Origin of the sequence: Silvibacterium bohemicum, from assembly GCF_001006305.1 — a bacterium.
Classification (GTDB): domain Bacteria; phylum Acidobacteriota; class Terriglobia; order Terriglobales; family Acidobacteriaceae; genus Silvibacterium; species Silvibacterium bohemicum.
Genome location: NZ_LBHJ01000019.1, coordinates 300,701 through 321,553, shown reverse-complemented (window position 1 = coordinate 321,553; position 20,853 = coordinate 300,701). Strand labels below are relative to the sequence as shown.

Sequence of the window (20,853 nt, the reverse complement as noted above, 5' to 3'; positions counted from 1 at the left end):
ATATTCCTTAGGCCAGGTGAAGCGCTGTGAGCACCAGATCGATGCCCTTGATTCCGATGAACGGAACGATGATCCCGCCCACTCCATAGACCAGCAGGTTGCGGCGCAGCAACGAAGCCGCGGACTTGGGCTCATACTTGACGCCCTTCAATGCCAGCGGAATCAGCGCAACGATAATCAGCGCGTTGAAGATAACGGCCGAGAGTATGGCTGAGTGCGGCGTAGCCAGGTGCATGATGTTGAGCGCATTCAGGACCGGAAAGACGCCGGCGAACATGGCCGGAATGATGGCAAAATATTTGGCCACATCGTTGGCGATGGAGAACGTAGTCAGCGCGCCGCGGGTCATGAGCAGTTGCTTGCCGATCTCCACAATCTCGATCAGCTTGGTCGGATTTGAATCGAGATCGACCATGTTGCCGGCTTCCTTTGCGGCCTGCGTGCCGGAGTTCATGGCCACGCCCACATCGGCCTGGGCCAGCGCCGGAGCGTCGTTGGTGCCGTCGCCGGTCATCGCCACCAGCTTGCCTTTGGCCTGCTCGCGCTTGATGAGGTCCATCTTGTCCTTCGGCTTGGCCTCGGCGAGGAAGTCATCGACTCCTGCTTCGCGCGCGATCACAGCCGCAGTCAACGGATTGTCGCCGGTAATCATGATGGTGCGAATTCCCATAGCACGCAGGCGCGCCAGTCGATCTTTCAAACCGCCCTTGACGATGTCCTTGAGATACACCACGCCGAGCGCCGTGGTATTTTCCGCAACCACCAGCGGCGTGCCTCCCAGGCGAGCGATCTCTTCCACTTTGTCGCTGACCTTGCGGGGCAGACTTGCTCCCTGTTGCTCAAGGAACTTCGCAATGGCATCGGCCGAGCCCTTACGGATGCTGGTGCCGGGCAAATCGACGCCCGACATGCGGGTCTGCGCGCTGAATGGCACGAACTCCACACGCATGTTGGTCAAGTCGCGTCCACGCAGGTTGTACTTCTCCTTGGCCAGCACCACGATCGAGCGTCCTTCGGGGGTCTCATCGGAAAACGAAGCAAGCTGCGCCGCATCCGCAAGCCGTTCTGTGCTGATGTCAGGAGCGGGGAAGAACTCCGTCGCCTGCCGGTTGCCGAGAGTGATGGTTCCCGTCTTATCCAGAAGCAGCGTATTTACGTCGCCTGCCGCTTCAACGGCGCGGCCGGACATAGCAAGGACGTTGTACTGCACCAGCCGATCCATGCCTGCAATGCCGATGGCGGAGAGCAGGCCGCCGATGGTCGTGGGAATTAGACAGACGAGCAGAGAAACCAGCACGAAGATCGTCTGCGGGGCGTGCGAGTAGATCGCGAAAGGCTGCAAGGTGGTAACGGCCAGCAGGAAGATGATGGTCAAGCCCGCAAGTAGAATGCTCAGCGCAATTTCATTCGGAGTCTTCTGTCTCTCCGCGCCTTCGACCAGAGCGATCATGCGATCGAGAAAGGTTTCGCCGGGGTTGGAGGTGATCCTGATGCGAATCCAGTCGGAGAGCACGCGTGTGCCGCCTGTAACCGCAGACCGGTCGCCGCCGGCTTCGCGGATCACAGGCGCCGATTCTCCGGTAATAGCCGATTCGTCGACCGAGGCCACGCCTTCGATCACCTCACCGTCGCCGGCGATAAACTGTCCGGCCTCAACCTTGATGATGTCGCCGGAGCGCAGCATCGAACTCGATACGGCTTCGACCGTGCCATCCGCCTTCTGGCGATAAGCCATCGTCTCGCCCTTGGCTTTGCGGAGCGTATCAGCCTGCGCCTTGCCGCGGCCTTCGGCCATCGCTTCGGCAAAATTTGCGAAGAGTACGGTGAACCATAGCCACAGCGTGATCTGTAAATTGAAGCTGATAGGGCGATGATTGATTGCGTCCTGAATCAGCAGCGCAGTGGTGAGCACGCTGCCTACTTCTACGACGAACATCACCGGGTTTTTCAGCATGGTGCGCGGATCGAGCTTGGTCAACGCGCCGACTGCCGCTTGGCTGAGGATCGCCGGATTCCAGAGACTTTGTTTTTCTGCCATGATTTTTCTCCGACGTGGTTAGAACAAAATTCCGTGCTGCAAGAGCAGGTGCTCGAGGATGGGACCGAGTGAAAGCGCGGGGAAGAAGGTCAACGCGCCGACGATCAGGATCACGCCCGTAAGCAGAATGGTGAAAAGCGAGGAGTTCACCGGGAAGGTTCCGGGGGAAGGCGGAACGCTTCTCTTCTGGGCAAGGTTCCCGGCAATGGCCAGCATCGGAATCATCATCAGAAAGCGGCCGGCCAACATCGTGAAGCCGAGGGTGATGTTGTACCAGTGCGTGTTGGCGTTGAGCCCCGCAAAGGCCGAGCCATTGTTGCCTGCAGCCGAAGTAAAGGCGTAGAGAATTTCCGTCAGGCCATGCGGACCGTTGTTGTTTAGACTGCTCAGGCCCATCTGAGGCGCGAGAACAGAGATGGCCGTCAATATCAGAATCACGACCGGGAAGATCAGGACATAAAGCATGGCCATCTTCACGTCGAAGGCCTCGATCTTCTTGCCTAGATACTCAGGCGTGCGTCCCACCATCAATCCAGCGATAAAGACTGCCAGCACGACGTAGACGAGCATGCCGTAAAGTCCCGAACCCACGCCGCCGAAGACGATCTCTCCAAGCATGATGTTGGAGAGCACGACCATTCCGCCCAAAGGTGTAAAGGAATCGTGCATGCCGTTGACTGCTCCACAGCTCTCGTCGGTAGTGGTCGCCGCAAACAGTGCGGTGCCGGTAATGCCGAAACGTACTTCCTTGCCCTCTTGATTGCCGCCGGCCTGCGACGCACTGACATGCTGGTCGACGCCGTGCAGCAGCGGGTGAGGACGCGACTCCGAAGCGTAGATACAGAAGACGCCGACGAACCACAGCAGCAGCATGCACGCAAAGACCGCCCATCCGTGCCCCGACGATCCCGACATCTTGCCCAGCGTCACGGTCAGCGCCGCGGGGATGAGAAACATGGCGAGGATCTCAAGGAAATTGCTGAACGGAGTCGGGTTTTCGAAGGGATGTGCGCTGTTGGTGTTGAAGAATCCACCACCATTGGTGCCCAGCATCTTGATGGCTTCCTGCGAAGCGACCGGGCCTTGCGCAATGGTCTGCGGCGTCGCTGCATGCTCGAGCGTCTGCGCCGTCGTGTAGGGGTGCAGATTCTGGATTACGCCCTGCCCGATAAGCAGAGGGGCAATCACGAGACAGAGGGGAAGCAGCACATAAAGAATGCAGCGCGTAGTATCGACCCAGAAATTGCCTATAGTCGCGGACTGCTTCCGTGCGATGCCGCGTACCAGCGCGACCGCAACTGCCACGCCAACGGCAGCGCTCAAGAAGTTGTGATACGCCAGGCCCACCATCTGTGTGAAATAGCTCATGGTGGTTTCCGGCACGTAGGACTGCCAATTGGTATTCGTCGTGAACGACGAGGCAGTATTCCACGCCAACGCCTGCTCTACGCCGGCAAGCTTCTGCGGATTCCAAGGCAGGATGTGCTGCACGCGTTCGATGAGATAGGTCAGCAGTAGCGAGACGACGCTGAAAAGCAGCATGGCCACGCCATACTCGCGCCAGCCCATTTCCACCTCGGCCTTCACGCCGCATAAGCGGTAGAGCGTCCGTTCCACGGGCCTCAGAACGGGATCGAGAAAGGTACGTTCACCCTCGAAAACCCGGGCCATATAGAGCCCGAGCGGGCGCATCAACGCGATAAGCACCGCAAGAAAAATCAGAATCTGCAGCCATCCATTGGCGGTCATTTCAAAACTTCTCCGGATACAACAAGGCTGCTACCAGATAGCCCAGCAAAAGCACGGTGAGAATTACGACGACGATCGTTGTAATGTCCATGGCGCTACCTCAGCCGTTCGCAGGCCTGGAGATAACCCAGGGCGAGGATAAAAAACAGAAGGGTGAAGATAATCATCAAGAAATCGAACACAGAAAAACTCCTTTGCCTGATTGCCGAGCAGGAGAGTTGAAAATTGAGATGTGCGGGGAATTGAGGGAGATCGCGTTGTTTGCGAATGGGTGACGAGAAGGATTGCCCAACGCGCAGTTGAGACTTAGCCTGCAGGGAGACTGCAGACAATTTGAAAATCGAGGACTACCGGGAAACCGCATCATTACCCCACACGTTCAAGCTTGAGTTGAACGCAGGGACCGGTAAATCCTCATAAGTAAGTCATAAGAAACTTATAAAGACGCAGCTGGCTATTCGCCGCCTTCAGGCAAAAAACGATAGCCGACCCACGGCTCGGTCTGGATGTATTCCTTCTTGCTGTCGCCCTGTAGCTTCTTTCGCAATTGGCCCACAAAGACGCGCAGATATTCAGGCTGCTGTGCTGATTGCGCGCCCCACACCGTTGTTAACAGGACCCTGTGAGTAAGCACCTTGCCCGCACTGCGCGAGAAGAGCAGCAGCAGGTCGAACTCTTTCGGCGTCAGGTGGACGGATTTTCCGAGAACCAGGACCGAGTGCGCGGCGATGTCCACAACGAAATCGCCGATTTCGATGGGAGCATCGGTTACTCGTTCCGGTGCGCGGCGCAGATGCGCGCGAACCCGCGCCAGCAACTCCTGAACACTGAACGGCTTGGTGACGTAATCGTCCGCGCCCGCATCCAGAGCTTCGATCTTAGAGCGTTCCTGATCTCGCACTGAAAGCACCAGGATTGGAATTTTGCTTTTCTTCCGGATGGCGCGGCAAAGGTCAACGCCCGTCATCCCCGGCATCATCAGGTCGGTCACCATCAGATCCGGCGCCCAATCCTCGAAGATGCGCAGCGCCTCTTCCGGCTCATTCGCAGCCCGCACGTCGTAGCCCTGCGCAGACAGCGCAGTCCGCAGCACGCGCGTGATCTGCGCCTCATCGTCGACAACTAGAACCCGTTCCGCCATGTCTTGCCTTTCTGTATCATCGCCCCTGTTATGGAAAAGAATACAGCCAGCGTCAGTCGCTCCGTTATTCGCTATGTCGGAATCACGCTGTTCGCAGCATCGATTGTGCTGTTTTATCGTCGCGTAATTCACGTCAATCAGACGACTGTCGCATTTACCTTCCTGGTCCTGATTCTCATCACCGCCTCGCGTTGGCGGCTGGCTTACTCCATCTATCTCTCGCTGTTATGCTCGCTGCTCTATAACTTCTTTTTCCTTCCTCCAATCGGCACGTTCACTATCAACGATGGACAAAACTGGATAGCTCTGGGCGCGTTTTTGTGCACCGGCATTCTCGTCAGCCAGTTGTCTGACGGTGTTCGCAAGCAAGCGGCCATCTCCGAATCGCGTCGCGTCGAGGTGGAGCGGCTCTATACCTTCAGCCAGGAGCTGCTGCTGCACGACGACCTGCGCACGCTGGCGCGCACCACGCCATCCATCGCCGCCAGAGTCTTTGGCCTGCGAGCCGTCGCTCTCTATGTTCGCGACGGTGATGCCACATATTACTCCGATCCCGGCTACGAGCTTCTTTCTCCAGCCGAGATGAAGAAGGCTGCATCGATTGCCGACCCGGTCGCAACTGAAATCGATGGCGCGCAGGTGGTTCCACTCATGCTTGGCCTGCGCTCCATGGGCTCCTTGGCGGTTCGCGAAAAAGAAAAATCCTCCGGACGGTTGGAGGCGGTTGGCACGCTTGTTGCCATAGCACTGGAACGGGCTGCCGCACTCGATCGCAGCAGCCACATGGAAGCGGCGCGCGAGAGCGAGAGGCTGCGCAGCGCGTTGCTCGATTCCGTCACGCATGATCTGCGTACGCCACTCACATCCATCCGTGCCGCGGCCAGCACTCTGGTGGGCCATCCAAAACTTCCCGAAGCCGAGCGTAACGAGATGTACGCCGTCATCGAAGAAGAGAGTTCGCGGCTCGACACGCTGATCGGCAAAGCAATCGAGATGGCGCAGCTTGACTCCCACAGCATTCAGGTGAAGCCCCGGCCTGAAGATTTATCCGAGCTGATCGAGCTGGCTCTTGAAGAAGCCCGCTCCTTGCTTGCCGATCGAACCGTCGAGGTGGAGATTCCCGCGAATCTTCCGCACGTCAACATGGATCGGGAGCTGGTGCGCCGGGTCCTGCGCCACCTGATCGAAAACGCCGCGAGATATTCGCCGCCCGCCTCGACGTTACGAATTCAGGCGCGTATCGAGGACTATCGCCTGCTGGTAAGCCTCGAAGACGAGGGGAAGGGAGTCGACGATGCGGACCGGCCCTACATCTTCGATAAGTTTTTCCGCGGACAGAATCAAAAGGCTGGCACATCGGGCACAGGAATGGGGCTGGCCATCGTGAAGGCCATCATGAATGCGCACGGAGGAGGCGTCGAGGTCGCCAACCGGCCCGGCCGGGGAGCGATTTTCACCTTCTGGCTACCGGTGGATGTTGAAGTGCTCGACGAATAGGCATCGATACTCGTCGTCGTTGGATGCGCGCGATCTCATTGGGAATTTTGTCCCCTGTTTTCCTCAGCCTGCAGATTCCGGGCGCCTCACGTCCCGTCGTTGAGGCGGGTGTTCAGGACTAAAATTGAATCAGCATCATGGCTGAATTCACACACCTCCACCTGCACACCGATTACTCCCTCCTCGATGGAGCTTGTGACGTAGACAAACTGGTCGACCGCGTGGCCGACATCGGACAGAAGGCCGTCGCCATCACCGATCACGGCAACATCTACGGAGCCGTGCACTTCTTCGACGCTGCCAAGAAGAAGGGCATCAAGCCCATCCTCGGCTGCGAGCTGTACATCTGCAAAAAGGACGACCATCGCGCCGATCCGCAGGGCGATGACTACAACCACCTGCTTGTCCTCGCCGAGAACGAAGAGGGCTACCGCAATCTGGTTCGCATCACGTCCGAAGCCTCGCTGCACGGCTTTTATCGCAAGCCGCGCGTGAGCAAGAAATATCTCGCCGAGCATTCCGCCGGATTGGTTGGTTTCTCCGGTTGCCTCGCCGGCGAAGTTTGCGAGAGCCTGATGGCAGGCAACTACAACGCGGCCAAGGCGACCGCCGCCCAGTATCAGGACATCTTCGGCCGAGGCAATTTTTTCCTCGAGATTCAGGATCAAGGTCTCGAGCTCGAGAAGAAGATTCACGCCGACCTTTTTCGTCTCGAAAAAGATCTCGACATTCCGCTGATCGCCACCAACGACAGCCACTATCTCTGCGAAGACGACTCTCACGCGCACGAAGTGCTGCTCTGCGTGCAGACTGCCGGATCGATCAACGATCCCAAGCGCTTCAAGTTCGACTCCGACCAGTTTTATGTGAAAACGGCGAACGAGATGGAGAAGCTCTTCTCGCACGCGCCTCAAGTCGTGAGCCGGACCATGCAGTTCGCCGAGCGCTGCTCGCTCAAACTCAGCAAGGTCGACAATCCCTTCCCGGAATTCTCCGTGCCCGCGGGACACTCCATCGACAGCTATTTCGAGGAAGTATGCCGCGCAGGCTTTCGCAAGCGCCTGGATACTTCGATTCGCCATCTGCAGGATCGCGGTCTGCTGCGCACTCCCATCTCCGATTACGAGGCGCGGCTGGAGCGGGAAATCTCCATCATCAAGCAGATGAAGTTCCCCGGATATTTCCTCATCGTCTGGGACTTCATCCGCTACGCGCGCGAGCACGATATTCCCGTCGGTCCCGGCCGCGGATCGGCCGCCGGATCACTGGTCAGCTTCGTCATGGAAATTACCGATATCGATCCGCTCCAGAACGCGCTGCTCTTCGAGCGCTTTCTGAATCCGGAGCGCATCTCCATGCCGGATATCGATATCGACTTCGACATGAACCGCCGCGGCGAAGTCATTGAGTACGTGACGCGCAAGTATGGCCGCGAGCAGGTTGCGCAGATCATCACCTTCAACACCATGGCCGCCAAGGCAGCGATCAAAGACGTGGGGCGCGCCCTCGATATGCCCTACGGCGACGTGGACCGCATCGCCAAGCTGGTGCCGACGACCATCGGCGTGACCATCGAGCAGGCGCTCAAAGATTCACCGCCGCTGCAGGAAGCCTACGACGGCAATCCGCAGATACGCGAGCTGATCGACACCGCGCGCAAACTCGAAGGATTAGTCCGCGGAGCCGGCGTACACGCTGCCGGCGTGGTCATCGCGCCTCGCCCGCTCACCGATCTGGTTCCGCTCAGCCGCAGCAAGAACGATGAAATCGTCACCGCCTACGATATGAAGGCGGTCGAGAAGATGGGCCTGCTCAAGATGGATTTCCTGGGGCTCACCACGCTCACGGTTATCCACGACTGCCTCAAGCTCATCGCCAAGAACCGCGGCGAAAAGATCGATCTTGCCACCATTCCGCTCGACGACCAGACTACCTATGAGAAGGTCTTCCATCGCGCATTGACCTCCGGCGTCTTCCAGTTCGAATCGGGCGGCATGCGCGACGTGCTGCGCCGCTACAAGCCCACCAGCGTTGAAGACCTCACCGCTCTCAACGCACTCTATCGTCCCGGCCCGATCCAGGGCGGCATGATCGACGACTTCATCGAGCGCAAGTGGGGCCGCCGCAAGGTCGAATACGAGCTGCCTCCGCTGGAAACAATTCTCAAAGAAACGCTCGGCGTCATCGTCTATCAGGAACAGGTGATGCAGATCGCCAACGCGCTCGCCGGCTACTCGCTCGGGGAAGCCGATCTGCTGCGCCGCGCCATGGGCAAAAAAGATCCCGCCGAGATGGGCAAGCAGCGTGACCGCTTCACCTCCGGAGCCATCGAGAAGAAGTTTCCCAAGGACAAGGTCGTTCGCATCTTCGATCTCATGGAGCAGTTCGCAGGATACGGCTTCAACAAGTCACACTCCGCCGCCTATGCGATCCTCGCCTATCAGACCGCGTATCTGAAGACGCACTATCCGGTCGAGTTCATGGCCGCGCTGCTGACGTCGGAAATTTCGAAGCCGGAAAATGTGGTCAAGTACATCAAGGAATGCCGCGAGATGGAGATCCAGGTCGAGCCGCCTGACGTGGTCTTATCCGATGCCGACTTTACGCCGCACGGCACTTCCATCCGCTTCGGCCTCACTGCAATCAAGAACGTCGGCCGCAACGCCATCGACTCCATTCTCGGAGCGCGGAGCGAGCTTGCGGGGAAGAACAAAACCTTCGCCTCCTACTGGGAGTTCTGCGAGAAGGTCGATCTGCGGCTGATGAACAAGCGCGTGCTGGAGTCGCTCATCAAGGCCGGCGCGCTTGATTCGCTGGGCCGCCGCTCTCAGTTGATCGCCGCCGCAGACAAGGCCATCGAGCGCGCACAGAAGGCGCAGCGCGATCACGCCGCGGGCCAGCATGGGCTCTTCGGAATCTTCGATGACGAACCGTCATCGAGCTCTCGCGCCGACGATCTGCCTAACGTGCCTGACTGGGACGAAAACCAGCGCCTGCAGTCGGAAAAAGAGGTGCTCGGCTTCTTTGTCTCCGGGCATCCCCTCGACAAATATGCTGACAAGCTACGCAATCTGCCCGGGGTGGTCGATACCGCAACCGCGCTCGAGATGAAGCAGTCCTCTGCGCCCCCGCGCCGCGGGCAGGCTCCCGAGCCGGATGTTGCTGTCGCCGGAGTAATCGTCGGCCTGAAGGTAGCCAAATCGAAGCGGTCGGGAGAGCTTTATGCGCAGGCGTCGCTCGAAGATACGGTGGGCAAGATCGATCTGATCTGCTTCCCAAAGGATTACGAGCGCCTCGCGCAGAACCTCAAGATCGAAGTCCCGGTGCTGATCCGAGGCAACATTCGCGCGGAAGAAGATGCCGCCCCCAAGATTGCCGTTCAATCGATTCAAACGCTCGAGGACGTGAAGGTAAAACTGCCGCTCAACGTCCGTATCAAGGTTCCTCTGGAACGTGCCAGCGAAGCGATGCTGGTCGAGCTCCGGGATATCCTGGTCGGCGCGCCCGGTCCCGGAAAACTCATGCTGAATCTGGAGCAGCGCGGCGAATACTGCGTCATCATGGAGCCGGCAGAATTGACGGTGGCCGCCGACAAGGGGTTCATCGAGCGCACCGAATCGTTGCTCGGCCGCGGGGTGGTGCAGGCGCTGGACTAACCGCGATGGCCGTCGCAAATCCGGGCTGGTTTGTCTAACCCAGCTACCACCCATACAATCGAAAGAGCGACGGAGCTTCGCCATGTACACTGGGCTGGCTCCCGAAATTGTTTGAACTATGACTGATCAAGCATCAGGCGCCACGCCGCAGATTTCCGAGGCAAAACCTGTTTCTTCCGCATGGATCAAGACGGAGTTGGCGCGGCATCCGCAGCGCCCCGATCCGATGAATTTTATCGATGCAATTTTCACGGATCTGAGCGAGATCCACGGCGACCGCTATTTCAACGACGATCCGGCGATGTATTGTGCCTTCGCCCGCTTCGATGGCGAAGAAGTCATGGTCATCGCCAACCTCAAAGGGCGCTCGACCAAAGAGAAAGCCTTGCGCAACTTCGGAATGCCTAACCCCGAAGGCTATCGTAAGGCTCTGCGCGCAATGAAGATCGCCGAGAAGTTCAACCGTCCCATCTTCACCTTCATCGACTTGATGGGCGCATGGCTTGGAGTCAGCGCAGAAGAGCGCGGACAGGCCGAAGCGATCGCCCGCAATTTGCGCGAGATGTCACGCCTGCGCGTACCGACGATTGCCACCATCACCGGAGAGGGTGGTTCTGGCGGAGCGTTAGGGTTGGCCGTTGCCGACCGCGTGCTCATCCTCGAGAAGGCGATCTATTCGGTGATTTCACCGGAAGCCTGCGCGTCGATCAGTTGGCGCGATGCCTCAAAGCGTGCCTTGGCGGCGGAAGCCTTGAAGGCCACGGCTGCGGATGTGGAAGGATTCGGATGCGTGGACGATATCGTACTCGAGCCAGGCGACGGAGCCCACGAAGACCCGGCTGCTGCGGCAAATCTGCTCGCAGAAAAACTGCGCTGGCATTTCAAGGAGCTTCAGAGCCTGTCCGTGGATGAACTGCTGAAACGCCGCTACGATAAATTCCGCAACATCGCGCAGTTCTATACCGTCTGATGCCTTCTTCCCCCCGCGAGAACGATAGCCGCAAGGCCGTGCCAGCGAGTATCGGCGCATGAGGTCGACCTCGCGCATTCGCGCCCTGCTATGGTTTTTCATCGCGGCCGGCTATTTCTATTTCGCGCGGGACATCGCCATACGCGCTGCTCTCGGCCTGAGCTCCGGCGACTGGCTGGAGCTGGTCAACCGCACGGTTCTGCTTTTCCTCCTCATCGTCGGCTATGCGGCCATGGGCTATATCGGCCAGCAGCAGCTTCACCCCGTCGACAGAATGGGGCTGGAGCTGCGGCCTGGCTGGCGGCGCGAGGTCGGTCTGGGAGCGGCCATCGGCTGGGGTGGAATCATCGCCTGCGTGCTGCCCATCGCTCTCATCGGCGGGCTGGTGGTTACCATTTACACCACCTGGCACCAGTTTGCGCTCATCTTTCTCGATTTCGCGATTCTCGCCATTGCTGCGCTGGCGGAAGAAGTGGCCTTTCGGGGCTATCCCTTCCAGCGGCTGATCGACGCCATCGGACCAGGCGCAGCCACATTTCTGATCTCGATCCTCTTCGCGCTGATTCACTGGAATAATCCCGGCTCCACAGCGGCGAGTACGCTGGTCACCTTCCTGGCCGGCTGGCTGCTTGCGCTCACTTATCTGCGCACCCGCGCGCTATGGGTAGGCTGGGGCTTCCACGTTGCCTGGAACGTGATCATGGGCATTCTCTTCGGCCTGCCCATCAGTGGGATCACCAATTTTTCTCCGGTCTTTGCCACCAATACCATCGGGCCGGCATGGATCACCGGCGGCGATTACGGTCCTGAGGGAAGCGCGATCTGCGCAGTCGTCATGCTGGTTTTGCTGATCGTGATGTATATCGCGACCGGCGACCTCAAGCACAAATATGCGCAGCCGGTGATCGTTGCCGGGGGCATGCCTGTCGATGTGGACGCCATTGCGCGCCGCCAACACGAGGCCGCCATGGGCGTTGCGGCAGCGGAGCCGGCTCCTCCGCAACTGGTGCAGATCGGCGGCATAGCGCCGGCTCTGCCGCTGAAGACAATCGAAATCCCGGAAGAAAATCCGCCGCAGGAAAGTTAAGCGCCTTTACTCATAGCGCAGCGCTGTCATGGGGTCGACCTGGGATGCGCGTAGTGCGGGTAAGAGGCAGGCAATCGCGGCGACTGTTCCCAGTACGCCGACCGCACCCAGCAAAATCAGTGGATCGCGCGAACTGCCTTCCGCCCACCGGGCGAGAAGTTTCTGCAGCGCCAGCGTCAGCGCAATCCCGCCGAGGATGCCGCCGCCTACACTCGCCACTGTAGACAGGAAGACAATACGTAGCACATGCGCTCGCTGCGCGCCCAGGGCCATGCGAATCCCGAATTCATTCGTTCGTTGCGCCACCGTGTAGGACACCACGCTGTACAGACCGACTGCGGCCAATGCCAGAGCCAGCACCGCGAAGGAGCCGAAGAGCCACGCGACGAGATGCTCCTGCTGCCATTCCTGCTGGTCGCTGATCCAGTGCTCCAGGTCCTGCACGTTGGCGTTAATCTGCTGATCGGGATCGACCGAGTTCACCGCCGCTCCGATTGTATGCAGAAGAGAAAGCGGAGGGACGTCGGATCGCACCAGGATCTGGGTATACATGCGCATCGAGAGCGTATACGGGATGAAGGCCTCGGGCAGAATCGAATTCCGCAGTCCATCGTCTCGCTTGTCGGCAATGATTCCTACGATCTCAAGGTATTCCGGCGACATCATCGGCGAGAGGACGAATCGAGCCTGGCTCTGAAGATCCGGAATCTTGAAGGAGCGCCCGATGGCGTCGCCGTTGGGGAAATAGAGACGCGCCATGGTCTGGTTGATGACCGCGAGGCGCGCCGCATTGTGATTTTCCGTCTCATCCCAGATTCTGCCGTGCGCGAGTTGGATATGCAGGATAGGAAAATACCCGGGGCTGACGAAGTTCACGCGAATCTTCTGCTCGTCCTTTGGAGGTCGGCCGAGAATTTCGATTCCCTGGTCGGAGCCGTTGGCGGGCGGCGTCGCATTCGACGAAATAGCCGCCATGGTCACTCCGGGTACATCCGCAACCTTCTTCCGGAGCAATTCGAAATAAGCGGCGCGCTCGGCGACCGTTGTGTAGGTATTCTCATGCACCGGAATTCCGACCGAGATGACGTTGTGCGGGTCGTATCCGAGCGGCGTATGGAGCAGCTTCAGGAAGCCCTCCATGGCAGCTGCCGCACCCGCCAGCATGAGCAGGGTCAGCGCAATCTGGCCGGCGATCAGCACATTGTTCGTGGAGCGCCCGCGAACCCCGCCGGCGATGCGGCGTGTGCTTGACTGCATCACCTGGCTCACCTCGGGATGCGAGAGCTGCACCGCCGGCCAAAGCCCGAAAAGGATGCCGGTCAGCAGCGCGACGCCCACGCTGAAGGCAAGAACCGGCAAGTTGATCGCAATCGCGGCTTCGTGCGGAAAAGAGTACGGTGGCAGCATGGCCACGATCAGCGCAACCAGCCGGTAGGCGAGCACGACACCCAAAGCCGTTCCGGTGAGGGAGAGCAGCAGCGCCTCAGTGAGCAGCTGTCGAACGATTCGCCGCCGCGTAGCGCCGATGGCCGCCCTTACCGCGAATTCATGCTGCCGCGCAGTGCCTCGCGCCAGCAGCAGAATCGAGACATTCCCGCATCCGATGGCCAGCAACAGAGCGACCGCACAAAACAGCAGCGCGAGCGTTCCGCCGATCTGGTGGATGAAATCCTCGTTCAATCCGATGACCTGGAAGGTGAAGCGGTCCTTCGGGAAATGATCGGGAGTTTCCTTGGCGAACTGCTGAATCAGCGGCGTCAGAGCGGCTGCGGCCATCGCATGCGTCACACCCGGCTTCAGCCTAAGTCCGACATAAAAACTGCGCGCCGGGTCCTGCGTAATCTTCAAGGGGAGATAGACGTCGCCGTCGTCCCATGTAAATCGCGGCGCGGCCACGCCCACAATACGATAGTTCTTGCGGACCAGTTGCATGGTCTGACCCAGAACAGCAGGGTCGCCGTTGAAGTGGCGCTGCCAGAACTTGTATCCGAGCACGGCCACCGGCTGAGGGTCCTGGCCATCGATGGCGTCCGACGGTATCAGTCCGCGCCCCAGCGCTGGAGGCACTCCCATGTAGTTGAAGCTGTTCGAGGTCATGTAGACCCCGTTCACATCCTCGGGAAGATCATGTCCCGTGACCGTCAGGTTCCAATCATCGGAGATGAAGGCGTCTTCGACGACCGGCGACTTGCGGATCGTCTGCCACTGCGACCCGGTGAGTCCCGCAAATCGCTGTTTGGCGGACGAATCCAGCAGCCGCATATGGACCATTCGGTCAGGAGCGGCGTACGGATATGGGTTCATGAGGACGGCATAGATCACGCTGAAGACTGCAGTCGTCGCACCGATCCCGAGGGCGAGCGAGAGAACTGCGGTGAGCGCAAAGCCAGGGCTCTTCTGCAATTGCCGGAAGGAAAACCGAAAGTCGTGCAACAGGGTCCGCATGGCTCGCTCCTTTGGGGGAACTACTGCCTCGCAGAGGAACTTGCACGCCGGCTGCCACGCTGAGCAACGAGCTAAGTTATTAATTTTAAGAAGGTAAAGAAGCAGGGAATTCCCGCTGTGGTGTCCGCTTTCGAATCAAGCATGTTCGCAAGCGGACGTGGATCAGAGCTTCCGTCACTCGGAAAATCGACAGCCTGTCAGATTTCGATTACTTAACAGGCAGGCTGTCGTAGAGATGGCCCATCTTTTCGCGCTTGACCTTGAGATAGCGCTCGAAGGTCTCTTCCGGCTCGATCTCGGCGGAGATGCGTTCGACGACCGTGATGCCCGCCGACTCCAGAGCTTCCACCTTCTCAGGATTGTTCGTGATCAGCCGCACTGCGCGAATGCCCATGAGATTGAGAACCGCTCCGGGCAGCTCGAACTCGCGGCAATCCGGCTTGTAGCCGAGCTTGAGATTGGCTTCGACCGTGTCCAGGCCCTGATCCTGAAGCTCATAAGCCTTCAGCTTGGCCATTAGGCCGATCCCGCGGCCCTCCTGCTGCTCATAAAGCAGAATACCTGCGCCTTCCTCGACGATCTTCGCCAGCGCCAGCTCCAGCTGCTGCCGGCAATCGCAGCGCAGGGAGTGAAAGACGTCTCCGGTGAGGCACTGCGAGTGTATGCGGACGATGGGAGGAGCCGAATAGATGTCGCCCATCACCAGTGCGACGGCGTCTTCGACGCGGACAGAGGGCACCGCCATTCCTTCACGGCAAGGTTCCGGTGAAACGACATCGCCTTCAAAACCTAAAATACGGAAGCGGCCCCAGCGACTGGGGAAATCTGCATCAGCCACTTTTCGAACGCTCTGCAACGGCATAGTTAAATTATAGATGCCTGATTCTGCTGGGCGATTCCCGCATTGTCATTCCCTTGTCAGGCCATCGTCAGCGTAGAGTAAAGATGTGAATTCGACGCTCATTCTGATCACCTTGCTGGTCAAGCTGGGTGTGGCTGCGGCCGTTTCAGCGGCGCTGGCCCGTTCGCGGACCTTTCAGAATCTCATCTTCGGCCAGCGGCGTGGTTCGTCCCAGACCCTCGGTCTGCTGGCGTTTATCTGTATTCCGCTTGCGCTCGGCGTTTGGATGCGATTCACCGTCCCGAACTTTCAGGCTGCCGACATCGCCTTCGAAACAACCGTGATCCTCGGCGTTCTGCTCGGCCCCCTTGCAGCTCTGGCCGGAGGAGCCTTTCTGGCGCTTCCCGCTCTGCTGCACCACGAGTATCTGGCCTTGCCCTTCAATCTCGCTGTCGCTCTCATCGCTGGCGTATTCGGCAAGTTCGTCGAGGAGGAAGAGGTCTGGTCTTTCTCGCCGTTTGTCGATCTGAGCATTTACCGCTGGGTGCGGCGCAATCTCCGCAAGCCGCGTTTCGACCGCCAGGTGCTGCTCATGATCCTCATCGTCTCGATGGAGATCACACGCGAGTGGCTCCATCATCTCTATCCTCGGCTGCTCTTCGCCCTCATCACGCACAGTTGGCCTATCCGATTTGCCATCTGGGCCTGCGCGCCCATCGTCGTCGGCATTCCGCTCAAGGTGTGGAACGCGATCCGAACCGAGCGTTCTCTCGAAGAGCAGAAGCGCCTGCTGCTGGAAGCGCGGCTGGACGCCCTTCAGCGGCAGATCAATCCGCACTTCCTCTTCAACACGCTGAACTCGATTGCTTCCCTGGTGCGCTTCCGTCCCGAACAGGCGCGCGAGCTCATCGTGAAGCTGGCCAACATCCTCCGCGCGCTCTTGAAGGACCATGATTCCTACATCCTTCTGCGTGATGAATTGAGCTTCACCGACGACTACCTCGGCATCGAGGTCGTGCGTTTTGGAGCTGACAAACTGAAGGTGGTGAAGGAGATCGATCCGCGAACCCTGGAGATCCCGGTGCCCAGCATGCTTCTCCAGCCGCTGGTGGAAAACAGCATCAAGCACGGCCTCGAGCCGCGCATCGGCGGAGGGACCATCACTCTGCGCAGCCGCATCGAGGGCGCCCAGGTCATCATCGAGGTCGAAGACGACGGCGTGGGCATTGCGCCGGGTCGCTCCCATTCGAGCGGGGTGTTGCGCGGCACAGGCATCGGTATGAAGAATGTGCGCGAGCGGCTCGAAGTGCTTTATGGGCAGGCAGCGCTCTTCGATGTGACCAGCCGCCCGGGCCGTGGAACCAAGGTTACGCTTGCCATGCCCCTGCGCCATCGAAACGGCGACGCCTACGGCGCGGACGATCAGGAGACGCTGGCGCCCTCACGCTCCACCACGCGCTCGTAGTAGGCCTCGTACTTCGGAATAATCTTGGAGGCGCAGTAGCGCTGCTGTGCGGTCTGGCGGCCTGCGACTGCGAACTGCTCATGCTTCCGGTCATCGCTGAGAAGATCGATCGTCGCGTCAGCCATCCCCGCAATATCGCCGACCGGAAAGAGCCGTCCGTTCAACCCATCGTCGATCAATTCCGGAACCCCGCCGACCCGCGTCGCGATGGTCGGAACCTTGCAGGCCATTGCCTCCAGCGCGACTAATCCGAAGGACTCCATCTCACTCGGCATCAACATCAGATCGGCAAGCGGCAACAGGTCATTCACGCTCGATTGCTTGCCCAGGAAGTGGACGCGCTCCTGGATACCCTTGCTGCGCGCCAGCCATTCAGCCTGCGAGCGGTCAGGACCGTCTCCCACCATGAGCAGCCGCGCCGGCACCTCTTCGACGATCCGGGTAAAGATCTCAACCGCATCGACAGCCCGCTTAACCGGCCGAAAGTTTGAAAGATGAATCAGGATTTTTTCGCCTGGCTCGGCGTACTGCGCTCGGCCTGCCTCTCGGATCTCCGGACTGAGAGGCGTATAGACATCGCAGTTGACGAAATTCGGAATGACCTCGATCTCCCGCTTCACCTTGAACTGCTCGACCGTCTGATCGCGAAGATAACTCGAGATCGCAGTGACGCCGTCACTCTGGTCGATGCCGAAGCGGGTGATGGGCAGGTAGGAATGGTCCAGTCCTACCAGGGTAATGTCAGTGCCGTGCAGCGTCGTGACGAAGGGCAGCCGGCGATTCTTCTCCGCCAGCATCTGGCGCGCCAGATAAGCCGAGATCGAATGCGGAATGGCGTAGTGAACGTGCAGCAGGTCGAGCTGGTAATAGGCCGCGACCTCGGACATGCGCGTGGCCAGCGCCAGATCGTACGGCGGATACTCAAAGAGCGGATAGTTCGAGACCGGAACCTCATGGTAAAAGATTCCGTGCTCGCGGCCAGTCAGCCGGAATGGTTGCGAATAGGTAATGAAGTGAACTTCATGCCCATTGGCGGCTAGTTCGATGCCAAGTTCCGTAGCCACAACACCACTACCGCCGTAGGTGGGATAACAGGTAATTCCAATTTTCATGAAGCCTCTGCGCAGTGCCTGTTGGACGCGCCAGATTGCCAACAGGATGCAAAAGAGAGCCGCCAGGCGTCCCCATGTCCCGTTTTTGGGGCATGGAGCGCCTAACTATTCGTCAGGAGTTTCGTCCTCTTCCTCGACCTTCTTTTTGGAGGCAGCCTTATCGCCGTGAGCATCTTTCGCAACCTCTACAGCGGGTAGTTCGCCGAACGCCGGCTCGTCGAACTTATACAGAGCATTCATGAAAAACTTGTACGCCCCATGCGATTGGCCGCGCCATTGCGGCTTGAATCCATAAAGAAAGATATGTCCCTTGCCGTACGCGACTTCGACGGCCGCAGCCTGTCCTTCAATCTTTTCGGGATGAAGCAGAACCCCGCTCTCCAGGGGATTTACTCCCTTCGGATAGCTGGCGAGAATCGCCCCCTTGAATCCCGGCTTGGGCTCGAAGGCCGGACCGCGCTCGAACATCACAATGGGATTCTCGGGCAGACCATAAACTCCCGGCCGCGAGCGATCCTTCAACTCCACACGCAGCAGAGCGCCGGAGCAAAAGAACTGGTCGCTGCTTACTCCATCCAGGATGTTGGTTACCGGCAGCCCCAGCAGATCGATCATCGCCGCCGCGCCCTGGTTGAAGGCGATCAGCGTTCCGCCCTGCTGCACGAAGTCCCGAAGCGCTTCAACCCCGTCGTTGTCGAAGCCCCCCGAGTATTGGCTGGGCACGATGCCGGTCTTGAAGCCGTTGAGCAGAAGGTTTTTCGAAATATCGGGAATGATGATGCTGTCATATTGTGCTTTTAAATTTCCGGCTTTCATCCCGGCGTTGTAAATGCTGATCGGAGCGAATCCATACTTCTCTAGCACCCAGCGCGTCCAGCCCTCGTCGATGGACGGCGCCCAGGGGCGATACAAACCGACGCGAGCTTTGTGCAGTGCGATCGTTTCTCCGCCATGGGAAGAAGAAACCGCCTTCACGCCGCGCTTCTCGAGGATCGATGAGAGATTGGCTCGTCCCAGACCGCTTACGACAAACGCGCCGGTTTCGGTGCCCTCGCTGGTCGGCACCGCATCCTTCGTGAAACCGACCGAGCCGCCGGCCGCGAGGATGTCGTTGACCGCCTCGAAGCTGGCATTTGCCTGATGGCTGAGCACAAAACTCGGCCCCGCACCATCAACGCCGCCAGCAACATCCGCTTTGCTCACCAGCTCCAGAGCCGCGCGCTGGTCTTCGCCCACCGGATCGGTCACCGCATCGGCGCGCACGCCCATCTGCATAGGCAGCGTCCATCCCGTTACGTCATATGGAAGGGTGACAGGCTTGCCGCTGCTGTCGCCTCCGCTATTCAAAATCGCCTGCGGATAATGCTGGACTTCGAAGAGCTCCTTCACCAGCCCTGAGAACGGCTGGTCCATCAGGATCACCCACGAGCCGGCCGCGTAAGTCGAACCGTTCGCATGGAAGCTTTCCTTCGCGCGGTGTACCTCGATGCCGTTTTCGATCATGATCTGCGCCAGTTGCGCCGCCTCCGGCGTATCGGCCTGCGGATTGGGCAGCACGTAAGCGTAAGGCGCCGCGTGCTTAAAGTGTTCGATATTGTCGTGTGCGGCCTGCCAGCGATTGAAAAGAAGCTGCTCGCGATACTTCGCCGCCGTATCCAGAACCGACATGGAGCCGGTGACCATGTACTTCACCGCATCGCCCAGGCGCCACCATCCACCCTGCCAGGGATCGGTGTACATGGTCAGCGCCTTCAGATCCTGATACTGCTTGGGGAATTCATCCACGGTGTAGAAACGCGGCGTGGCGTAGCGATAAAGCGCCGTTTCCGTGAAGAATGAAATCTCATTGCGGAAGACATGCGTGAAGTCGAGAAAGCCCGGATACCAGTTGTCGAACTCATCCTGGGAGATCGCACCCGGCATATGTTGCTGTTGCAGCGCGGCAGACATCTGCGTGCCGACAACGTTGAGCCAGCTGCGCATGTAGGGGCTGATATTCGACGAGATGGGATCGGAGAATGGCGGAATCCAGATGCGGGCAGGGAAGGGCGCGGTCTGGTGCTGGCAGTAGAAGATGACCGGGCTCCAGTCCATCTCTGCCTTCGTCACCACCTGCGACTCGATCATGTTCTGCATATAGCCATCGCGATTGTTATCGTGGCCCACATACTCCTGGTAGAGATAGGGCATTGGGCTTACCTCGAACTGCGTTCCGAGGTTCTGGCGATACCAATGCACAATCATGTTCTGGCCGTCGGGGTTCAGCGTGGGCCACAAGACCAGAATCACATTGTTGAGAATCGCATCGATCTGCGGATCCCCCTGCGTCGATGCCAGCTTGTAGGCCAGCTGAATAGAGTGCTGGCCACCGGCCACCTCGCTCGAATGCATGCCCCCGTCGATATGCACGATCACCTTCGAGGTGCGCGCCAGCTCCTTGGCCTGCGCCTCAGTCAGATCGCGTGAGTCCGCCAGCTTGCGGGCAGCCGATTTGTATTCGTCCAGCCGCGCCAGATTTTCCGGCGACGAGATGACAGCAATCTCATACTCTTCGCCACGAGTCGACTTGCCCACCTTGAACATCTTGACCCGATCCGAGCTCGCGGCCAACGCATGGAAGTAGCGGATGGCGTCGTCGTAATCGGCGAGGTAGAAATCGTCACCAGGATTGTGCCCCAGCACTGAGGCTGGCGTGGCAACCTGCGCATGAGCCGTTGCAAAGCGGAAAAAAAGAGGCAACGCAAGAATGAGAAAACAGCGGAGCAGGCAGCGAAGTGAGCGGCGGGACATTACTCTTCCTCGAATGGTTGGAATTTGTCTATCCTCGCATCCAGAAGAATAACCGCCAAGGG

Annotated in this window: 14 protein-coding genes; 6 read left to right on the top strand and 8 right to left on the bottom strand. The window is 59.1% G+C overall.

Annotation, left to right across the window (positions count from 1 at the left end; genetic code table 11):
• Nucleotides 1-7: 7 nt before the first annotated feature.
• The 3 genes from kdpB to kdpF are packed head-to-tail and all read right to left on the bottom strand — an operon-like array spanning nt 8 to nt 3,878.
• Entirely contained in the window at nt 8-2,038 is a 2,031-nt protein-coding gene (gene kdpB, locus XX99_RS22815; protein ID WP_050061711.1) for a potassium-transporting ATPase subunit KdpB, read from the bottom strand.
• A gap of 18 nt (nt 2,039-2,056) precedes the next feature.
• Complete coding sequence (gene kdpA, locus XX99_RS22810) at nt 2,057-3,787, bottom strand: potassium-transporting ATPase subunit KdpA (RefSeq protein WP_050061710.1); 1,731 nt, start codon at nt 3,785-3,787, stop codon at nt 2,057-2,059.
• A gap of 1 nt (nt 3,788) precedes the next feature.
• Complete coding sequence (gene kdpF / locus XX99_RS26930) at nt 3,789-3,878, bottom strand: K(+)-transporting ATPase subunit F (RefSeq protein ID WP_082125866.1); 90 nt, start codon at nt 3,876-3,878, stop codon at nt 3,789-3,791.
• On the opposite strand from kdpF, the gene XX99_RS22805 reads away from it, so the two are divergent.
• Complete coding sequence (locus tag XX99_RS22805; RefSeq protein WP_156186162.1) at nt 3,871-4,062, top strand: hypothetical protein; 192 nt, start codon at nt 3,871-3,873, stop codon at nt 4,060-4,062. The two genes, kdpF and XX99_RS22805, sit on opposite strands and share 8 nt — an antisense overlap.
• A 179-nt stretch (nt 4,063-4,241) precedes the next feature.
• On the opposite strand, the gene XX99_RS22800 is transcribed toward XX99_RS22805, so the two are convergent.
• The gene (locus XX99_RS22800) at nt 4,242-4,928 is read right to left on the bottom strand and encodes a response regulator transcription factor (RefSeq protein WP_050061708.1); all 687 of its coding nucleotides are present in this window, start codon (nt 4,926-4,928) and stop codon (nt 4,242-4,244) included.
• A 30-nt stretch (nt 4,929-4,958) separates the two neighbouring features.
• On the opposite strand from XX99_RS22800, the gene XX99_RS22795 reads away from it, so the two are divergent.
• The 4 genes from XX99_RS22795 to XX99_RS22780 all read left to right on the top strand — a co-directional run bounded on the left by XX99_RS22795 (nt 4,959) and on the right by XX99_RS22780 (nt 12,138).
• A complete protein-coding gene (locus XX99_RS22795; RefSeq protein WP_050061707.1) occupies nt 4,959-6,425 on the top strand; it encodes an ATP-binding protein in 1,467 nt (488 codons plus the stop codon).
• Nucleotides 6,426-6,562: 137 nt separating this feature from the next.
• Nucleotides 6,563-10,081 carry a DNA polymerase III subunit alpha gene (dnaE, locus tag XX99_RS22790; RefSeq protein WP_050061706.1) on the top strand — a complete coding sequence of 1,173 codons (3,519 nt, stop codon included), beginning with the start codon at nt 6,563-6,565 and terminating at the stop codon, nt 10,079-10,081.
• A gap of 118 nt (nt 10,082-10,199) precedes the next feature.
• Nucleotides 10,200-11,051 (top strand): acetyl-CoA carboxylase carboxyltransferase subunit alpha, encoded by an 852-nt coding sequence (locus tag XX99_RS22785; RefSeq protein ID WP_050061705.1) that lies wholly within the window; start codon nt 10,200-10,202, stop codon nt 11,049-11,051.
• A 58-nt stretch (nt 11,052-11,109) separates the two neighbouring features.
• Entirely contained in the window at nt 11,110-12,138 is a 1,029-nt protein-coding gene (locus XX99_RS22780; protein WP_050061704.1) for a CPBP family intramembrane glutamic endopeptidase, read from the top strand.
• Nucleotides 12,139-12,144: 6 nt separating this feature from the next.
• Here the strand turns inward: XX99_RS22780 and XX99_RS22775 are convergent, their stop codons facing one another.
• Together XX99_RS22775 and ribA are read right to left on the bottom strand one after the other, a co-directional pair.
• Complete coding sequence (locus tag XX99_RS22775) at nt 12,145-14,583, bottom strand: ABC transporter permease (protein ID WP_050061703.1); 2,439 nt, start codon at nt 14,581-14,583, stop codon at nt 12,145-12,147.
• A gap of 208 nt (nt 14,584-14,791) precedes the next feature.
• Nucleotides 14,792-15,445: a GTP cyclohydrolase II gene (gene ribA, locus XX99_RS22770; RefSeq protein WP_050061702.1), complete on the bottom strand. Its 654-nt coding sequence runs from the start codon at nt 15,443-15,445 to the stop codon at nt 14,792-14,794.
• An 85-nt stretch (nt 15,446-15,530) separates the two neighbouring features.
• Between ribA and XX99_RS22765 the strand changes: the two genes are divergently transcribed.
• The gene (locus XX99_RS22765; RefSeq protein WP_050061701.1) at nt 15,531-16,889 is read left to right on the top strand and encodes a sensor histidine kinase; all 1,359 of its coding nucleotides are present in this window, start codon (nt 15,531-15,533) and stop codon (nt 16,887-16,889) included.
• Here XX99_RS22765 and bshA read toward each other — a convergent pair.
• Together bshA and XX99_RS22755 are read right to left on the bottom strand one after the other, a co-directional pair.
• A complete protein-coding gene (bshA, locus tag XX99_RS22760) occupies nt 16,847-18,001 on the bottom strand; it encodes an N-acetyl-alpha-D-glucosaminyl L-malate synthase BshA (protein WP_050061700.1) in 1,155 nt (384 codons plus the stop codon). The genes XX99_RS22765 and bshA overlap by 43 nt on opposite strands.
• Before the next feature lie 105 nt (nt 18,002-18,106).
• Entirely contained in the window at nt 18,107-20,791 is a 2,685-nt protein-coding gene (locus XX99_RS22755) for a M14 family metallopeptidase (RefSeq protein WP_082125865.1), read from the bottom strand.
• Nucleotides 20,792-20,853: the final 62 nt, after the last annotated feature.

Excerpts from the sequence above, each read along its gene's own strand:
- kdpB (WP_050061711.1), bottom strand. The coding sequence starts at position 2,038 with ATGGCAGAAAAACAAAGTCTCTGGAATCCGGCGATCCTCAGCCAAGCG.
- kdpA (WP_050061710.1), bottom strand. The coding sequence starts at position 3,787 with ATGACCGCCAATGGATGGCTGCAGATTCTGATTTTTCTTGCGGTGCTT.
- XX99_RS22805 (WP_156186162.1), top strand. The coding sequence starts at position 3,871 with ATGTCCATGGCGCTACCTCAGCCGTTCGCAGGCCTGGAGATAACCCAG.
- kdpF (WP_082125866.1), bottom strand. The coding sequence starts at position 3,878 with ATGGACATTACAACGATCGTCGTCGTAATTCTCACCGTGCTTTTGCTG.
- XX99_RS22800 (WP_050061708.1), bottom strand. The coding sequence starts at position 4,928 with ATGGCGGAACGGGTTCTAGTTGTCGACGATGAGGCGCAGATCACGCGC.
- XX99_RS22795 (WP_050061707.1), top strand. The coding sequence starts at position 4,959 with ATGGAAAAGAATACAGCCAGCGTCAGTCGCTCCGTTATTCGCTATGTC.
- dnaE (WP_050061706.1), top strand. The coding sequence starts at position 6,563 with ATGGCTGAATTCACACACCTCCACCTGCACACCGATTACTCCCTCCTC.
- XX99_RS22785 (WP_050061705.1), top strand. The coding sequence starts at position 10,200 with ATGACTGATCAAGCATCAGGCGCCACGCCGCAGATTTCCGAGGCAAAA.
- XX99_RS22780 (WP_050061704.1), top strand. The coding sequence starts at position 11,110 with ATGAGGTCGACCTCGCGCATTCGCGCCCTGCTATGGTTTTTCATCGCG.
- XX99_RS22775 (WP_050061703.1), bottom strand. The coding sequence starts at position 14,583 with ATGCGGACCCTGTTGCACGACTTTCGGTTTTCCTTCCGGCAATTGCAG.
- ribA (WP_050061702.1), bottom strand. The coding sequence starts at position 15,445 with ATGCCGTTGCAGAGCGTTCGAAAAGTGGCTGATGCAGATTTCCCCAGT.
- bshA (WP_050061700.1), bottom strand. The coding sequence starts at position 18,001 with ATGAAAATTGGAATTACCTGTTATCCCACCTACGGCGGTAGTGGTGTT.
- XX99_RS22755 (WP_082125865.1), bottom strand. The coding sequence starts at position 20,791 with ATGTCCCGCCGCTCACTTCGCTGCCTGCTCCGCTGTTTTCTCATTCTT.